This is a genomic window from Arthrobacter sp. ISL-30 (assembly GCF_018613855.1).
In the GTDB taxonomy this organism is placed as follows: Bacteria; Actinomycetota; Actinomycetes; order Actinomycetales; family Micrococcaceae; genus Arthrobacter.
This window is the reverse complement of sequence record NZ_JAGGPK010000058.1, coordinates 1-15528: the sequence shown is the minus strand read 5'-3', so window position 1 is coordinate 15528 and position 15528 is coordinate 1. Positions and strand designations below refer to the sequence as shown.

At 60.0% G+C, this 15528-nt stretch carries 9 protein-coding genes and 2 pseudogenes; 5 read left to right on the top strand and 6 right to left on the bottom strand.

Annotated features, from left to right (window positions below; genetic code table 11):
* Nucleotides 1-309: 309 nt before the first annotated feature.
* Nucleotides 310-1974 carry a CocE/NonD family hydrolase gene (locus tag J7E82_RS19390; RefSeq protein WP_214865637.1) on the top strand — a complete coding sequence of 555 codons (1665 nt, stop codon included), beginning with the start codon at nt 310-312 and terminating at the stop codon, nt 1972-1974.
* 164 nt (nt 1975-2138) lie between these two features.
* Here the strand turns inward: J7E82_RS19390 and J7E82_RS19385 are convergent, their stop codons facing one another.
* The 4 genes and pseudogenes from J7E82_RS19385 to J7E82_RS19370 form a co-directional block, all read right to left on the bottom strand.
* Nucleotides 2139-3194 (bottom strand): betaine/proline/choline family ABC transporter ATP-binding protein, encoded by a 1056-nt coding sequence (locus tag J7E82_RS19385; RefSeq protein WP_251042158.1) that lies wholly within the window; start codon nt 3192-3194, stop codon nt 2139-2141.
* A gap of 139 nt (nt 3195-3333) precedes the next feature.
* Nucleotides 3334-5361: a proline/glycine betaine ABC transporter permease gene (locus tag J7E82_RS19380; RefSeq protein ID WP_214865633.1), complete on the bottom strand. Its 2028-nt coding sequence runs from the start codon at nt 5359-5361 to the stop codon at nt 3334-3336.
* A 138-nt stretch (nt 5362-5499) separates the two neighbouring features.
* Nucleotides 5500-6567, bottom strand: coding sequence for a glycine betaine ABC transporter substrate-binding protein (locus tag J7E82_RS19375; RefSeq protein WP_214865631.1), 1068 nt, complete (start codon nt 6565-6567; stop codon nt 5500-5502).
* Nucleotides 6568-7363: 796 nt separating this feature from the next.
* A pseudogene (locus J7E82_RS19370) lies at nt 7364-8005 on the bottom strand (3-methyl-2-oxobutanoate hydroxymethyltransferase).
* 306 nt (nt 8006-8311) lie between these two features.
* Here J7E82_RS19370 and J7E82_RS19365 point away from each other — a divergent pair.
* The 4 genes and pseudogenes from J7E82_RS19365 to J7E82_RS19350 all read left to right on the top strand — a co-directional run bounded on the left by J7E82_RS19365 (nt 8312) and on the right by J7E82_RS19350 (nt 12554).
* Nucleotides 8312-8971: a GntR family transcriptional regulator gene (locus tag J7E82_RS19365; protein ID WP_214865630.1), complete on the top strand. Its 660-nt coding sequence runs from the start codon at nt 8312-8314 to the stop codon at nt 8969-8971.
* Complete coding sequence (locus J7E82_RS19360) at nt 8964-10484, top strand: MmgE/PrpD family protein (protein ID WP_214865629.1); 1521 nt, start codon at nt 8964-8966, stop codon at nt 10482-10484. Before J7E82_RS19365 ends, J7E82_RS19360 begins: the two co-directional genes overlap by 8 nt.
* Nucleotides 10485-11390 (top strand): annotated as a pseudogene (gene prpB, locus J7E82_RS19355) (methylisocitrate lyase).
* A 27-nt stretch (nt 11391-11417) separates the two neighbouring features.
* Nucleotides 11418-12554, top strand: coding sequence for a bifunctional 2-methylcitrate synthase/citrate synthase (locus tag J7E82_RS19350; protein WP_214865628.1), 1137 nt, complete (start codon nt 11418-11420; stop codon nt 12552-12554).
* A gap of 443 nt (nt 12555-12997) precedes the next feature.
* Here J7E82_RS19350 and J7E82_RS19345 read toward each other — a convergent pair whose 3' ends face one another.
* A complete protein-coding gene (locus tag J7E82_RS19345; protein ID WP_214865627.1) occupies nt 12998-14218 on the bottom strand; it encodes an acetyl-CoA C-acetyltransferase in 1221 nt (406 codons plus the stop codon).
* A 47-nt stretch (nt 14219-14265) separates the two neighbouring features.
* On the bottom strand, nt 14266-15117 hold the full coding sequence (locus J7E82_RS19340) for an ABC transporter ATP-binding protein (protein WP_214865625.1): 852 nt from the start codon (nt 15115-15117) through the stop codon (nt 14266-14268).
* Nucleotides 15118-15528 lie beyond the last annotated feature (411 nt).

The following is a 15528-nucleotide window of genomic DNA, read 5'->3' as shown; positions in this document are numbered from 1 at the left end:
TTTTTCATGGCCGCTAACAGGCCTGGGCGGGCGCGGGGCGGCCGATATCAAACTGCTTTCGCCCGGCAGCGCCAGGCTATCGTCCCCGCTGACGATCTGGTGGGGTGCGCGCCTTCCTTTCAGGTTTGGCATCTGACGCTTTGGGAGAAATCCTAAGGTGCCTTTAGCCGTTGGGAGTTCTTCCTAGTGCCAACCGAGTCGCCTTACACCCAAGCTGCTCCTGGAATTGCATAACGGGCTAGAGCCATGCACAGCGGCTGAGAGCTCCGTCTGAATCCGAAGATAAGAAGTCATCAGGAGGAGACATTAATGACGAATGTGAACATTGAGTACGACGTACCGGTTCCAATGCGAGATGGAGTCGTTCTGCGGGCCGACATTTACCGCCCGGAAGGAGATGGTCCGTGGCCTGTCATCGTCGCTCGAACACCCTACGACAAAAGCTACGTCCCCGAACTGCTATTTCTTGACCCTTGGCTGGCCGCCCGCCGTGGCTTCATTGCAGTAATTCAAGATGTTCGAGGACGATCCAGCTCTGAGGGCGAGTTTGAACCGTTTGTGGCAGAAGGACCCGACGGCGAGGACACCATTTCATGGGCCGCGTGCCTCCCCGGCGCGAGCGGTGCTGTCGGCATGTGGGGTCTCAGCTATTTAGGAAATGTTCAATGGCAAGCAGCGGGCCGACAGCACCCTGCCCTTAGGGCTATCGTCCCCTCCTTCACATTTCGGGGCACGGATGACGGGCTCGCAGCCCGAGGAGGTGCCAACGAGCTGGGCCTCGTCCGCAGTTGGGGCGTCTATATGGGATTCGATCAGGCCATCCATCGCCACGGTCGGGACAGCAACGAATTGGAAAAGCACATTCGCATGCTTGCTGAAGTCGCCGACGGAATTCCCGGACCGACGTATTTGGAATTGCCGACAGCAACCGATCCCGTTATCGCCCGATATGATCTGCCCAGCCTCGCCAATCCGGCTTCTAGGGCGGCGGCCGAAGTCCCCCCTCATCAAGCAAAGGTGACCGTCCCCAGCCTGCACATTGGCGGCTGGTACGACGTCTTCATCCAAGGAACGATCGATAACTATTGTGTTGCTGCAGAAAACACTCCCGCGAGATTGGTTGTTGGGCCGTGGAGTCATACCCAGATGACTTCTCTGCAGGGTGATATCAACTTCGGCTTCGCGGGCAACGGGTCTGCCATCGATTACTCAACCTCCATCGCAGGCCTTACCTTCGATTGGCTGCACTCATGGTTGACCGCAAGCAGGGCACCCGACGACGAGCTGCCGGTGAAGATTTATGTGATGGGCGCCAATGAATGGCGTTCCGAGGCTGAATGGCCGCTTAGCCGTGCGATCGAGACATCCTGGTTCCTAAGAGTCGACGGGGCGCTCACGACGGAAGCTGACATCACTGCTTCTTCGGTACCCTTCTCGTACGATCCCCAGGATCCCGTCCCTTCAGTGGGCGGGGCTAGCCTTATTGATCCCAGTCCTTCCGCAGGCGCCTTTGACCAACGACAAGTGGAAGAGCGGGACGACGTACTTGTTTTCACAAGTGACGTTCTAACCGACGACGTGGAGGTTACGGGTCGTGTGAGCGCGACTCTGTCCGCAGAGACAGATGGGCCAACCACTGACTGGGTGGTGCGCTTATGCGACGTCCACCCCAATGGCCGCTCATATATAGTCACGGATGGGATTACCAGGGTGCACGGCAAGGCAGGCGAGACGAAATCAGTACAGGTAGACCTGTGGTCAACCAGCATGCTGTTCAAAAAAGGACACCGCATTCGGGTACAAGTAACGTCCAGCTGCTTCCCCCGATGGGACCGAAATCTGAACACGGCAGATGGACTTGAGACCGGCGCAATGCGAGTAGCCAATCAAGTCATCCACATCGGGGGCGACTCGCAGTCTTTCCTGACCCTGCCGATCGTGCCCACCCCGGGCCTCGTTGAGCCACAAGGCTAAGAGGCATTCGCGACCTCGCGGGCTATTAACATCGCAGACGATTACACTGACGCGGGTCATCGCAGGCAAGGGTCTTTCTGATCGACGCGCAGATCAAAACGAGAAACGGAAGGGTGATTCTCAGAACCCCCGGCTGGTTCTGAGAATCACCCTTCCGACCTGGATTACGAGGAGCTTGGAACTGAAAGTGCCCGCACAGCCAGGGAATCATCTATGGCTCCCATGAAACCACCAGGCGCTTTGACCAGAACAGGGCGCCCAGTGTCGATGAGCTTTTGCATAACAACCGCGAGGAGCTCGTCCCCATCCACGGTGGCAGTCCCGAACTCCAATGAACCCAAAGTTCGTCTTGAGCCGTCCAGTTTGAGAAGATCTTGCGCCGTGACAACGAATGGCGCCCGCGCATTGGGATGGACCAGGGCTGATCCGCCTCCGTTCTGGGCAAGGGCGGTAAGGGCCGCGTCAACTGACAATCCGGCGGAGAGTTCAGGGACAGCTTGTGCGATGGTCGCAGCACGAACGACCTTGGCCCGCGGAGCCTCCACAGCAAAGCGGCGGACATAGTCATCAGCAGGGTTCAGTACAATTTCCTCCGGAGTCCCCACCTGGACTAGAACACCGTCGCGCATGATTGCAATTCGATCACCTACCTTGAGCGCCTCAGTTAGATCATGCGTGATGAATACTGAGGTCTGGCTGCCGCCACGAGCAAGCCGCATCAGTTCGTCCTGCAGGTCGGCACGGATTAGCGGATCGAGTGCACTGAATGGCTCATCCAACAGCAGAAGCCGGGGGTTTTGGACAAGGGCTCGGGCGAGACCCACACGCTGACGCATACCGCCGCTGAGCTCACTGGGGTACTTATTTTCTGTACCGGAAAGTCCAACCAGCTCAACCATTCGATGCGCCCGTTCCTCCCGCTCTCGGCGCGGAACCCCTGAGACTTCTAGACCGTACGCGACGTTCTGGAGCACTCGGCGATGAGGGAGCAACCCGAAGTGCTGGAACACCATGGCCCAGTCGCGTCTCCGCTGCTCCGACAGCTGCGAATTCGATAATGTCAGCACATGATTACCGTCGATGTCGACGCGACCTGCCGTCGGCTCAATGAGCCTAGTGAGACAGCGAATCAGTGTCGACTTTCCGCTACCCGAAAGTCCCATAACAACGAATGTCTCGCAAGGACGGACCTGGAATGAAACTCCGCGCACCGCAGTCATGTGCCCCGGAACATAGCTCGCGCCGCTCCTATACTCTTGCAGCGCACGTGTGGGATTTGGGCCGTAGATTTTCCAGAGATCCTCCACCTCGATTGTGGAGCCGGCAACCGAAGGATCGTTTCCAGGGATGCGTGTCTGCTCAGTGGGAAGGCGCAGTCGCCCTGGTTGCGGGGACAGAACTTGTTTCGTCATTTGGCTTCCTAGCTACTTTGGTCATTGATGCGTGCTGAGCGGATGCAACGAATCGTGCACATCCGTTAAAGAGACGGTCCAGAACCACGCCCAGCAAGAACATTGCGATACCCGCCTCCATTCCAGTGCCCAACAAGGCGCGATTAACTGACGTCAGGATGTTCGCGCCCAACCCCGGCGCCCCGATCATGGCACTTACGACTGCCATGGCGAGAGCCAAGAGCAATGCCTGGTTGAGACCGACCATCATCGTCTGGAGCCCCATGGGAATACGGATCTGGCGAAGGATTTGGCCGGGCCTCGCTCCGAAGATTTGCGCTGCCTCGATCACTTCGTTGTCCGCTCCACGGAGGCCGGCGTTGGTGAACCTAATCATCGGCGGAACTGCAGCAATGAACGTGGCCAGTACGGCGGCTACCTCGCCGACTCCGAGGAGCATAACTGCGGGGATAATTAGCAGATATATCGGCAAAGTCTGCATAACATCCAGCACAGGCCGGATGATGGCCGCAGCTGTGTCGTTCATAGCCATCAGCACACCAAGGGGAAACCCGATCAGTATCACGAGGACCAATGCCACGGTGACCACTGTCAAGGTCAGTACCGTCGATTCCCACATACCGAGGCAGCCGATGAATGCCACACCAAGCCCTAAAAACAGGCCTTGAACCTTACCAATGGTCAATATGCCAATTGCTGCAGTGACCGCAACAACTACTACCCACGGTGTGGCGGCAAAGAAGCTACCAAGCAGATTAAGACCGTATGTCTGAATCAGACCACTTAACGAGTCCAGGAAAGGCCCCCAGGTGGTCGTTGCCCAGAAGACAGCTGCCTCCACAGGTTCCCGAAGCCGCAGTGGAACACCCCAGGGAGGATCCGAAAAGTACTGCCACCGACCACGTAAGACCTGGGAGGCAAAGACGGTCAGCAAGAAGAGCGCCAGGCAGATCTGAGCGGAACCATAGGGGGCACGGAAGAGCCCACGCAACCGTTTGCGCCAGCTGAGCGAGCCATCGCGTTGAATTATGGTGCTCCGCTTGACCGTACGAGGAGAGCTCGCTCGATCAATGATGACCGCGACCAGCACCAACGCAACGCCGGCCTGCAAGGCGTCGCCGAATGCCAGACGGTTCAGCCCGCTCCAAATCGGAGCCCCAAGGCCTGCGGCGCCGACCATTGCTGCCATCGTAGCCATTGCAATGGCATACATGATCATCTGGTTGCTGCCCGCTCGGATACTGGGTTCAGCCATCGGCAGCTTCACGCCGAACAAGAGTTGACTCCGACTCGTCCCGAGTGACGTTGCCGCTTCGACCACCTCCGGTGAGACATTTCGGAGGCCGACGCTCGTCATTCTTGCAAGTGGCGGAAGTGCCCAGATCACCGTCACTACCAGCGCCGCAGCGTTTCCCATACCGAAGAGGAATACGACAGGTACAAGATAAGCGAATGCCGGGAATGCCTGCATTGCATCGAGCAGCAATCGCACCACCGCGTTAATACGAGGACCGAAGGAACCTATCAGACCGACGAGAATGCCCAGCACAAATGCCGCTGCAACAGCAACAAGCATGAACGCGATCGTCTCTACTGTGTAATCCCAGAAACCACTCAGGACAACCCATGCGAACAGAAGCACGGTAAGTCCCGCAAGCTTGACCCCCCGAAAATGGGCAACCGCGAGCACTACAGCCGACGAGAGAATAACGGGCGATATCGAACTAAGTGTGGTCAGAAGGCCCTCGAACGTTTGTTCCAAGAAGGCTGCGAATGGCTCGTAGGCCCAGGGGGCAGTTTCTGCAAAAGAAGAGAATCCTACCTCGAAGGCATTCCCGACCGGGATACGCAGCGCATCAGGGAAGCTATGGGGTCCCCAGACCACGGCTGCAACCGCGGCAAAGCCCACCAGGACGAGAAGACCGTAGTTCGAGAAGAGGTTGTCCCCTTTCGCAGGACTAATCCGGATTGACACCATGGCCTCCTTTCTCGTAACTATCGGACTGTTGGCGGAATTGGGTAATCAGGGTCGGGTCGATATGCCGTCGACTGATCCGGAAATTCATCGTCCCCAAGCTGTTCCGGCGGGTGCTGATCGATTCTCGGTGGTGCTTCACGCCCAACTGGTCCAGACATCGCGGTTGTCCTGCATCCATTCCTTGACGGCCTCTTGGGGTGAAAGCCCGTCATCAATCACCTTTGCCTGCAGTTCCTGCAGCTGATCGTTATTCAAATCGTAATTCTTGAGGATCTGCCATAGCGTCGGGTGATCCTTCTCGATAACGGAAGAAGCCCACTGATAGATGACAGTTTCAGGCCACTGGCATGCGTACGTCTTGCCCCAGCATTCTGCCGAATGCTCTGGGAACTCAACGCGGGTAAGGTCGTACTTCTGCGTCATGTAGTTCGGACGCCACATCAAACCGAGCCAAGGCTTGCCTTGTTCGTACGCTCGCGTCAGGTCGGCGTACAAAGCAGCTTCTGAACCGGCGAACACCATCTCGTAATTGAGGTTAAGGTTTTCGATGCGCTGCGGATCACCGTAGGCAAAGGCCCAGGACTCCGCGCCTGACATGTACTGGCCTTTATTCCCCGTCTTCGCCGTCGCAAAGGCGGAAGCACAATCATTCAGGGCTTCCCAGTTCGGCAGCCCGGGGCATGCGGGTTCGATGCCTCGCTTTTCGTCTCCCTTGATGACGTACGCAGGTACGTACCATCCTTCCTCTCCGGGATAGTCGGTGGTGCCGACTTCTACGACGCCCCCTTCGCCGACATACTTGTCCCACAGCTCGGGCGTCTGCCACCTCCAGTTCACCATCCCTACAATCGGCTGACCCTTAGAGGCTGCCGCCATGGTTTCGGTCACAGCTCCCTGGAGCACTTCAGCCCTACCGCCCAGTTCGTTCACAACGGCGACCATCAAGTTCGCCTGAATATCCTGTTCGAGATCCCCTACTGTTGTGAACTGAACTTTGCCTTCTTCCTTCAGCGCAGATGCTATTGCGGAATCCACTGCTGCCGAGCCAGGGCCGGCGGCTTCCTGGGGGGTGCAGCCGCTTATGAATCCAATCGTGCAGAGCCCGGCAGCGACGGCCATCGGCCATCGCTTGTTTGCTAAGAATGAAATCTTGGTCACGTTGCCTCCTGGGCATTTGATTTGGAAGGCGATCTGGAAAGTCACCTAACTCTCCACTAGTGAAGAACTATGACGTGCATCACGCCACTGGGAATACTCCAGTGATTCCGTGTCCATTTGTGGAAGTCACCAGAAGCAGTGCCCCGCGCTGAACGGGTGGATTGATGACTGGTTGCACCCCAAGTGGTGTCGAGTGCGAATTCAGCACCACCCCTCGTGATCTTCCGGATTCGGTCGGCAGCGCCCATTGAAAGTGTCAGTGGGCCTGTCTACGTATCGATTGATACACCACAGCAGACAGCACCGCGGCCAATGGGTCCGACAACTAGTCACCGCAGCGGAACCATCGACACCATGAGCGCGCTCTACAAAGATGCGACAGCAAACATGAAATAGGCCGTTGAAGTGCACTCCGCTAGGGCCGGCCAGGGCGTCATCGCCGTCTGATGCCGATGAGCATGAGTTCTGCCGACACAACTTTCGGCGATATCCCAGTCAGATGCTTGCATTTGCGCAACGTAGGAGGTGCTCATCACGCACGCATAGAGGCAGCCCAGCCAAATGTCCTGGGCGACGGTCAAGCGCTGGATCGCGGCGTCACGTCAAGCGTGGACATGAAGGCAGCCGGGCAAGTCCTCCCAGCCGCACTGCAGCCCGAACCCCGCATAAGGATCCTCCTCAAGCGCATGGTCCCCGATAACGTTCGGCGATAGACGTGATCTCCCGAGTCACAGGTCCGGTGTCCCGAGACACTCGGCCTCCTTCCTATAAACACACTCCTAGGCAAAAAAGTGCCTAGGAGGCTAACCGGCTAGGATCGATTTCTGAGGGGCGAGTCGGTCTAGAAGCAGTGCTGGGCTCGGGGAACTGGCCAGACCGGACGTCCTCGCCATAGGCGGTGGCGGCGTTTAGGAGGGTGCTGCGCAAATCGGCATACTTGTTTGACCGACTTGGCAATCCGTCCGTCGCGCAGCCCGGCCATGTCCTGCCACACCAGCACCTGGCCGGTGGTCTCCTTGCCCGGGCCAATGCCCACAGTAGGGATGCTGACAGGGGCGTCCACCGCTGCTGCAGTCTCCGCCGGCATCATCTCCATAAGCACGCAGAAGGCACCCGCTTCGGGGAGGGCATGGCATCATCGATCAGCCGTTGCGCATCGTCGCCGCGGCCCTGGACGCGGTAGCAGCCCCGGGCGTGCTCGCTTTGGGGGGAAGCCAATGTGGGCCATCACGGGAACGCCTGCCTGCATCATGGCCCGGACGGTGGACGCGTAATATTTTCCGCCCTCGATCTTGACTGCATGCGCGAGGCCTTCCTTCAAGAACCGCACACCGGCAGATACGGCCTGTTCAGCTGATACCCCATAGCTGCCGAAAGGCAGGTCGGCCACCACGAGGGCGCGCTTGGCGGACCTGGGCATGGCGCCGCACAGTGGGAGAAGTTCGTCCACGGTCACCTGAAGGCTGGTTTCATTGCCGAACACACTGTTGGACGCGGAGTCGCCCACCAGAAGCACTTCGATGCCGGCCGCGTCAAAAACTCTGCGGTGTTACTGCTCTTAAGCGGTGACCATCGCGAACTTGATGCGCGCGGCTTTCATCTGCTGTAGGTGGTGGATGCGTACCCTAGCCGGTCTCGGCACCGAGGCTGAGGTGGTTGCCTGATCTGGCCCTGCCCTAAGGGTGGGGATGTCCGCGGAAACGCTCGAGTTCCTCCCGCTACTGTATACACAACGGCACATTACGGCACGGAAGAGCTCCATTTTGCTGTTTATGTATACACTGCTGTTATGCGTGCCACTGATCGTGTCTATAGCTCCCTCCGGGAGGACATCGTGGAGTGGCCTCTGCGACCGGGAACAGTCCTTGTTGAAGTTGAGCAGTCGGAGCGCCTCGGAGCGTCGCGGACACCGGTCCGCGAGGCGCTCAGCAGGCTCACTGCGGAAGGATTGACGACGGCGGCTGGTGGCCGCGGCGTCGTCGTCACGGACATCACTTTGGACGATATAGATGAACTCTTCGAGCTGCGCCAATCGCTGGAAGTAAGGGCCGCCGGCCTGGCCGCTGAGCGAGGGGCACCCTGCGTATTCGCCGAGCTGCACACCGAGCTGTTAGCTGCACCCAAGCTGCTCACTGACAAAGACCCTGCTAGGCGTGACTACTACGAGGTGGTCAGTAAGTTGGATGAGGCCATTGAGGCCGCAATCTGCAACTCGTACCTGGCGCAAACTTTGCACAGCCTTCGAGTGCACATGGTGCGAGTCCGTCGCCTCGCCGCGGATGATGCCGCTCGACTTAAGGCTGCAGCGGCGGAGCACGCTGCCATCGTCGAAGCCATTGCGGGTGGTCATCCCCGCCTTGCAGAAGCGGCAACCACGCTTCATCTGCACCACAGCCTTTCCCACATCAAAGCCACTCATTCATCCCCCAGAAGGAGCACCAATGGTTAAGGAACACCACGTTCGCGTGCACAAGAGCGAAGAGAACCTGCCCCGGGAGGAGCAGCTGGCGCACAAGATCGCGATGGTCGCCGCTGACCCCGTAGCTGTGACGCCGGAAGTCACCGAAATGGTGATTAACCGCATCATCGACAACGCCTCGGTGGCTGTCGCCTCGCTGAACCGGGCCCCGATCGTCGCCGCCCGCGCCCAGGCACTCACGCACGGTCCGAGCGCAAACGGCCGAGGCGGCAAGGTTTTCGGCATCGAGGAGCGGGTCTCCCCGGAGTGGGCCGCGTGGGCCAGCGGCGTCGCAGTGCGGGAGCTGGACTACCATGACACGTTCCTGGCCGCGGACTACTCCCATCCCGGTGACAACATCCCGCCGATCCTGGCCGTCGCGCAGCACGTCGGCTCCACCGGTGCCGACCTCATCCGCGGTATCGCCACCGGCTATGAGATCCAGGTGAACCTGGTCAAGGCGATCTGTCTGCACAAGCACAAGATCGACCACGTGGCCCACCTGGGCCCCTCCGCGGCAGCCGGAATCGGCGCCCTTCTGGGACTCGACGTCGAAACCATCTTCCAATCCGTAGGGCAGGCGCTTCATACCACCACCGCCACCCGGCAGTCCCGCAAGGGCGAAATCAGCACGTGGAAGGCCCATGCCCCGGCGTTCGCAGGGAAGATGGCGGTGGAGGCCGTGGACCGGGCCATGCGCGGCCAGACCTCCCCCGTGCCCATCTACGAAGGCGAAGACGGCGTGATCGCCTGGATGCTCGACGGCCCCGATGCGTCATACCTGGTTCCGCTGCCGACGCCCGGTGAGGCCAAGCGCGCCATCCTGGACACCTACACCAAGGAACACTCGGCCGAGTACCAGGCCCAGGCCTGGATCGACCTCGCCCGCAAACTCCACCGCGAACACCCCGAAGCCACCGACCCGACCAACATTCAATCGGTGCTGATCAAGACCAGCCACCACACCCACTACGTCATCGGCTCCGGGGCCAACGACCCCCAGAAATACGACCCCACCGCATCCCGGGAGACCCTGGACCACTCCATCCCCTACATCTTCACCGTCGCCCTGCAGGACGGGGCCTGGCACCACGTGGACTCCTACACCCCGGAACGCGCTGGCCGTCCGGACACAGTGGAACTATGGCAGAAAGTCACCACCGTGGAGGACCCGGAATGGACCCGCCGCTACCACTCGCTGGACATCAACGAGAAGGCCTTCGGCGGCTCGGTGGAGATCACGCTCACCGACGGAACAGTGATCAGGGACCAGATCGCCGTCGCCGACGCCCACCCGCTCGGCGCCCGCCCCTTCGCCCGGGAGCAGTACGTCAACAAGTTCCGCACCCTCGCGGCCGGGATCGTGGAGGAGGCCGAAATCGACAGGTTCCTCGCCGCCGTCGAACGCCTCCCCCAACTGGGTCCCGGTGACCTGGACCAGCTGAACATCAAAGCCGCCGACGGCGTCATCGACCTCGCGGCCGCCCCGAAAGGACTGTTCTAAATGCTCTACTCCAAGACAATTCCGGAGTAGAAGCGGGTCCGCCTCCGGGAACTGCTCTCCTCCGGCACCATCCAACAGTTCCCCGGCGCGTTCAATCCGCTCTCCGCACGGCTCATCGAAGAAAAGGGCTTCCCGGGCGTCTACATCTCCGGGGCAGTCCTGGCCAACGACCTCGGCCTGCCCGACATCGGACTCACTGCCCTCACCGAAGTCGCCACCCGGGCAGGCCAAATCGCCCGCATGACCGACCTCCCCTGCCTGGTGGACGCCGACACCGGCTTCGGGGAACCCATGAACGTCGCCCGCACAGTGCAGGAGCTGGAGAACGCCGGACTGGCCGGATGTCACATCGAAGACCAGTTCAACCCCAAACGGTGCGGGCACCTGGACGGCAAGAACGTCGTCGACCTCGAGACGGCCACCAAGCGGATCCGCGCGGCAGCCGATGCCCGACGGGATCCGAACTTCCTCATCATGGCCCGCACCGACATCCGGGCCACCGACGGGCTGGCCGCGGTCAAGGACCGTGCCCGTGCACTAGTGGACGCTGGGGCGGACGCGATCTTCCCCGAAGCCCTGAAGGACTTGGGCGAATTCCAGGCTATCCGGGACGCCGTGAGCGTGCCCATCCTGGCCAACATGACCGAGTTCGGCAAAAGTGCCCTCTTCACCACACACCAACTGCAGGCCGTGGGCGTGAACATGGTGATCTACCCTGTCACCCTTCTCCGTAGTGCAATGGGCGCCGCGGAGCTCGTGCTTGATGAACTCAAGTCCGCGGGAACGCAGGAAGCATATGTGGGCAGCATGCTGACCCGCGCAAGGCTCTACGACTTAGTGGACTATGAGGCGTACAACAAGTTCGATTCCGGCGTCTTCAACTTCCAGATTCCCGACATCCACTAATACAGGACTGCAACGAAGGAGTTCAGAATGACTGACACAGAGATCAAGAAGGGCCTCGCCGGCGTCGTGGTGGACTACACCGCCGTCTCAAAGGTCAACGCAGAAACCAACTCACTGCTCTACCGCGGCTACCCGGTCCAGGAGCTCGCCGCCAACCGCAGCTTCGAAGAAGTGGCCTACCTGCTCTGGAACGGCGAACTGCCCACGCCTGGGCAACTCACCCGATTCACAGCGCGCGAAAGGGCCGGCCGGGCACTGGACCCGGCACTCAAGGCCATCATCGACGCCCTGCCCAATAACGCCCACCCCATGGACGTTTGCCGCACGGCCGCCTCGGTGCTGGGAGCACGGCACGAGCTGGCGGAGGACTCATCTCCCGAGGCCAACATGACCAAAGCCGTGGACCTTTGGGCTGCGATGCCGGCAGTCGTGGCCTACGACCAGCGACGCCGGCGCGGACAGGATGTCGTGGAACCCCGGGATGACCTCGGCTACTCTGCCAACTTCTTGTGGATGACCTTCGGCCACGAACCGGTGGACGAGGTCATTGCGGCTTTCGATGTCTCGATGATCCTGTACGCCGAGCACTCCTTCAACGCCTCGACCTTCACCGCCCGGGTAGTCACCTCCACCCTCTCGGACCTCCATTCGGCCGTCACCGCGGCAATTGGTGCCCTCAAAGGTCCGTTGCATGGGGGCGCCAATGAAGCGGTAATGCACACCTTCGACGAAATTGGGATCCGCCCCGAGGAATCGCTTGAGGATGCCGCTGCCCGCGCGAAGTCCTGGATGGAGGACGCCCTGGCCCAGAAGAAAAAAGTCATGGGCTTCGGCCACCGTGTCTACAAGGCAGGCGACTCCCGCGTCCCCACCATGAAGGCAGCCCTGGACAAGATGATCGCCCATTACGGCCGGGCGGAGCTCTTGGGTTTGTACAATGGGCTCGAGCAGGCCATGGATGAAGCAAAGGCCATCAAGCCCAACCTCGACTACCCCGCCGGCCCCACCTACCACCTCATGGGCTTTGACACACCGACATTCACGCCGATCTTCGTCGCGAGCCGGATCACTGGCTGGACAGCCCACATCATGGAGCAACAGGCATCCAACTCCCTGATCCGCCCGCTCAGCGAATACAACGGGCACGAGCAGCGCTCCCTCTAAACGGCAGTACGGCAGCCCCTATTCCAGCGGTGGAGCGTCGGATGGTCACCCGGATCATCAACTATTCGCAACGCTCACGACGCTCCACCGCCGGCCAACCGCCACAATCTTCCAACCCGTGTGAATTCAGGAGCGAAGGATGGACCTTCATCTGCAACCAGATTGGCGGGCTGTCGGGCAGCGTGTGAACCTGGAAAAGAGCAAATTCCGACTAGCTTGTGGTAATTACTGATTCCGATGCTCCCGGGATAGCGAGAATCATCGCACGGTCTTCGGGTTCTATACGGGCGATTCTTCTGGCCGCCCTGGGAAACTTTGACTAAATCTCGAGTCCTAGGGTGACTCTCGATCGTGGCGGTAGGTGCTGGGAACTCCGCAGGCGTGGATGACGAGCTCGTGGACAGTGGACTCGGCTACTTCCCGATGGGTTGAGAGCGGAAATGCTAGTTTCGATACAGCAGCAGCGCTTCGCCCTGTCCCCCACCACCGCAGAGGGCGACCGCCGCTTTGCCGACCCCGCGGCGGAGCAACTCGTTGGCGGCATGAAGTGCTATGCGCGCTCCGGAGGCCCCGATGGGATGGCCCACGGCGATGGCTCCGCCATGTATGTTGCAGAGGTCCAAGGGAATTCCCAACTCGTTCAACGACTGAACCACGATGGCACCGAATGCCTCGTTGATCCCGACGAAGTCGAGATCATATGTTGCCCAGCCGGCCCTTGTCAGCGCCGCATTAATGGCGTTCGAGGGCTGTGAATGCAGTGAATTGCCGGGGCCAGCCACTTGGCCCGGGGCGCCGACGACGGCGAGGATCTCGAGTTGGCGGCGTTCGGCGTTGGTGCGGGTAGTTAGGACAAGCGCTGCGGCGCCATCGGAGAGGGGTGAGGCGTTCCCTGCTGTGATGCTGCCATCGGCCACAAATGCAGGACGTAATTGGCCAAGGGTCACAATGTGCGTGCCTGGCCTTACTTGTTCATCCTTGCTGAGGATCACTGACTCGCCTTTCCGGCGCTCCACAGTGATGGGCACGATTTCATCCTTGAAGACTCCTTCGTCTGCAGCCTGGGCAGCCCGCTGATGGGACGCCGCTGCCACCTCATCCTGTTGGAGTCTCCCTATGCCGTGGACCTGGTTGCCGCGTTCAGTCAGGATGCCCATGGATACGTCTTCCAGGGCGTCGGTGAGGCCGTCAGGGACGAGTGAATCGATCAGGTTGCCGCCTCCGTAGAGCCATCCATGGCGCAAACCAGGCAGCAAATGCGGACTTTGACTCATTGATTCCTGGCCACCGGCAACAACTACTTCCGCGTCACCGGCGCGGATCAGGCGCGCGGCATCTATGACAGCGGTAAGTCCAGACAGGCAGACTTTGTTTATCGTGGTTGCAGGTACTTTCCCGCCAATTCCGGCCTTGAGTGCAGTTTGGCGCGCGGGGTTCTGTCCGGAGCCCGCCTGCACGACCTGTCCGATCACCACAGCATCCACCAAGCCCGGATGGATCCCGGCCTCTTCGAGTGCTCCGCTTACTGCTGCTGCGCCAAGTTGCACTGCGGTCAGTCCCGCGAGTTGGCCGTTGAGCTTACCCTGCGGGGTCCGCGCACCGCCGATAATCACCACATCATCCGGACGAGGAGCTAGGTTATATGTCGGGTCGGTATGCGTCATGCTATGTCCTTTGAAAAACAGTTCTGATGTTCGGGGCTACCGCTGCGTCAGGCGGAGACCATCTCCATTTCTTGGTCCGCAAAGGTCGCTAATTCCAGTCGTCGGCCGACACGTGCGCTCCAGCGACGGTGGCGATGCTCCACTTGAATGGGGTGCCTGAAAGCGGCCGTGATGTTCTCGGTGGTGATGATCTCTGCCGCAGGGCCTGCCGCGACGGCTTCGCCATCAGCGATCAACAGGGCGTGACTGGTGGTTGTCGGCAGTTCTTCGAGGTGGTGAGTGACAAGAATGGACGCCATCTCCGGGTGCGTGCGGGTAAGGATGTCGATGGTTTCGAGCAGTTGTTCCCGGGCGGCGACGTCCAAGCCTGTGCAGGGCTCATCCAACAGCAGCAGCTTAGGGGATGAAATGAGTGCACGAGCTATCAGCGCCCGTCCCCTTTCCCCCTGCGACAAGTTGGTCCAGCGGGAGGCCGCCTTATTGACCAGGCCCATTTCCTCCAGCAATGTGTCCGCACGAGCAGAATGCGCGGTGGTAGGTTCCCATCTCTGAGGCAGATGGTTGCTGCCCGTCAGGCCCGTGAGCACAACCTGGCGGATGGTGAGAGATGAGAGGGCCTCATGCCGCGGATTGACGTGACCGATGGCGCGACGCAACGCCTGCAATTCGACTCGTCCCAGGCGTTCACCCAGAACCCGAACAGTCCCGGAACTAGGATGAGCAATTGCTCCGCAAAGTGCCATGAGAGTACTCTTCCCGGCCCCATTCGCACCTAACAGTGCCCAGTGCTCTCCGGCCCCCACAGACAGAGATATCCGACTAATGATGTCCCTGTCCCCGCGGCGGAAAGTGACATCTTCCAACTCCAGCACTCTCTCAACTTTCGGCTGGTAGTTCATGTCAAGGTCTCCTCAGATTTGGTTGGCTCGGACGGTTTTTGGACCCTTGCAATGGGAGGCGGAAGCTGTCGGCGGCTCGGCCTGATATCGGGTTCATGGGCCGATGGTGCCCGAATCCCCGCAGAGGGTGTTTCCCCCCACCGCCGAAAAGGTTGACCTGTCTACAGGGGCGTTGGCCACTCGAGTACTGGGACTTCGTCTGGCCCGGCGCTGAGACTTGCCTCGAAAGTATCCTTCGGCGGATTCGTGCATACGATCTGGACAGAATAGAGGGAGTTTGGCTGGCCGGGGTTTGTGAGTTGATGAGTGGTTGTTTGGTTCTTTCGTTAGTCTCACAGTTTTGGTGGGGTATTTCTTGGCAGAAGATGGCATTGCCGGCTGAATGCGGGTGGGGTGCTTGGCAGTGGTCCT

Coding starts and splice junctions, on each gene's coding strand:
- J7E82_RS19390 (WP_214865637.1), top strand. CDS start 310: ATGACGAATGTGAACATTGAGTACGACGTACCGGTTCCAATGCGAGAT.
- J7E82_RS19385 (WP_251042158.1), bottom strand. CDS start 3,194: ATGACTGCGGTGCGCGGAGTTTCATTCCAGGTCCGTCCTTGCGAGACA.
- J7E82_RS19365 (WP_214865630.1), top strand. CDS start 8,312: ATGCGTGCCACTGATCGTGTCTATAGCTCCCTCCGGGAGGACATCGTG.
- J7E82_RS19360 (WP_214865629.1), top strand. CDS start 8,964: ATGGTTAAGGAACACCACGTTCGCGTGCACAAGAGCGAAGAGAACCTG.
- J7E82_RS19350 (WP_214865628.1), top strand. CDS start 11,418: ATGACTGACACAGAGATCAAGAAGGGCCTCGCCGGCGTCGTGGTGGAC.
- J7E82_RS19345 (WP_214865627.1), bottom strand. CDS start 14,218: ATGACGCATACCGACCCGACATATAACCTAGCTCCTCGTCCGGATGAT.
- J7E82_RS19340 (WP_214865625.1), bottom strand. CDS start 15,117: ATGAACTACCAGCCGAAAGTTGAGAGAGTGCTGGAGTTGGAAGATGTC.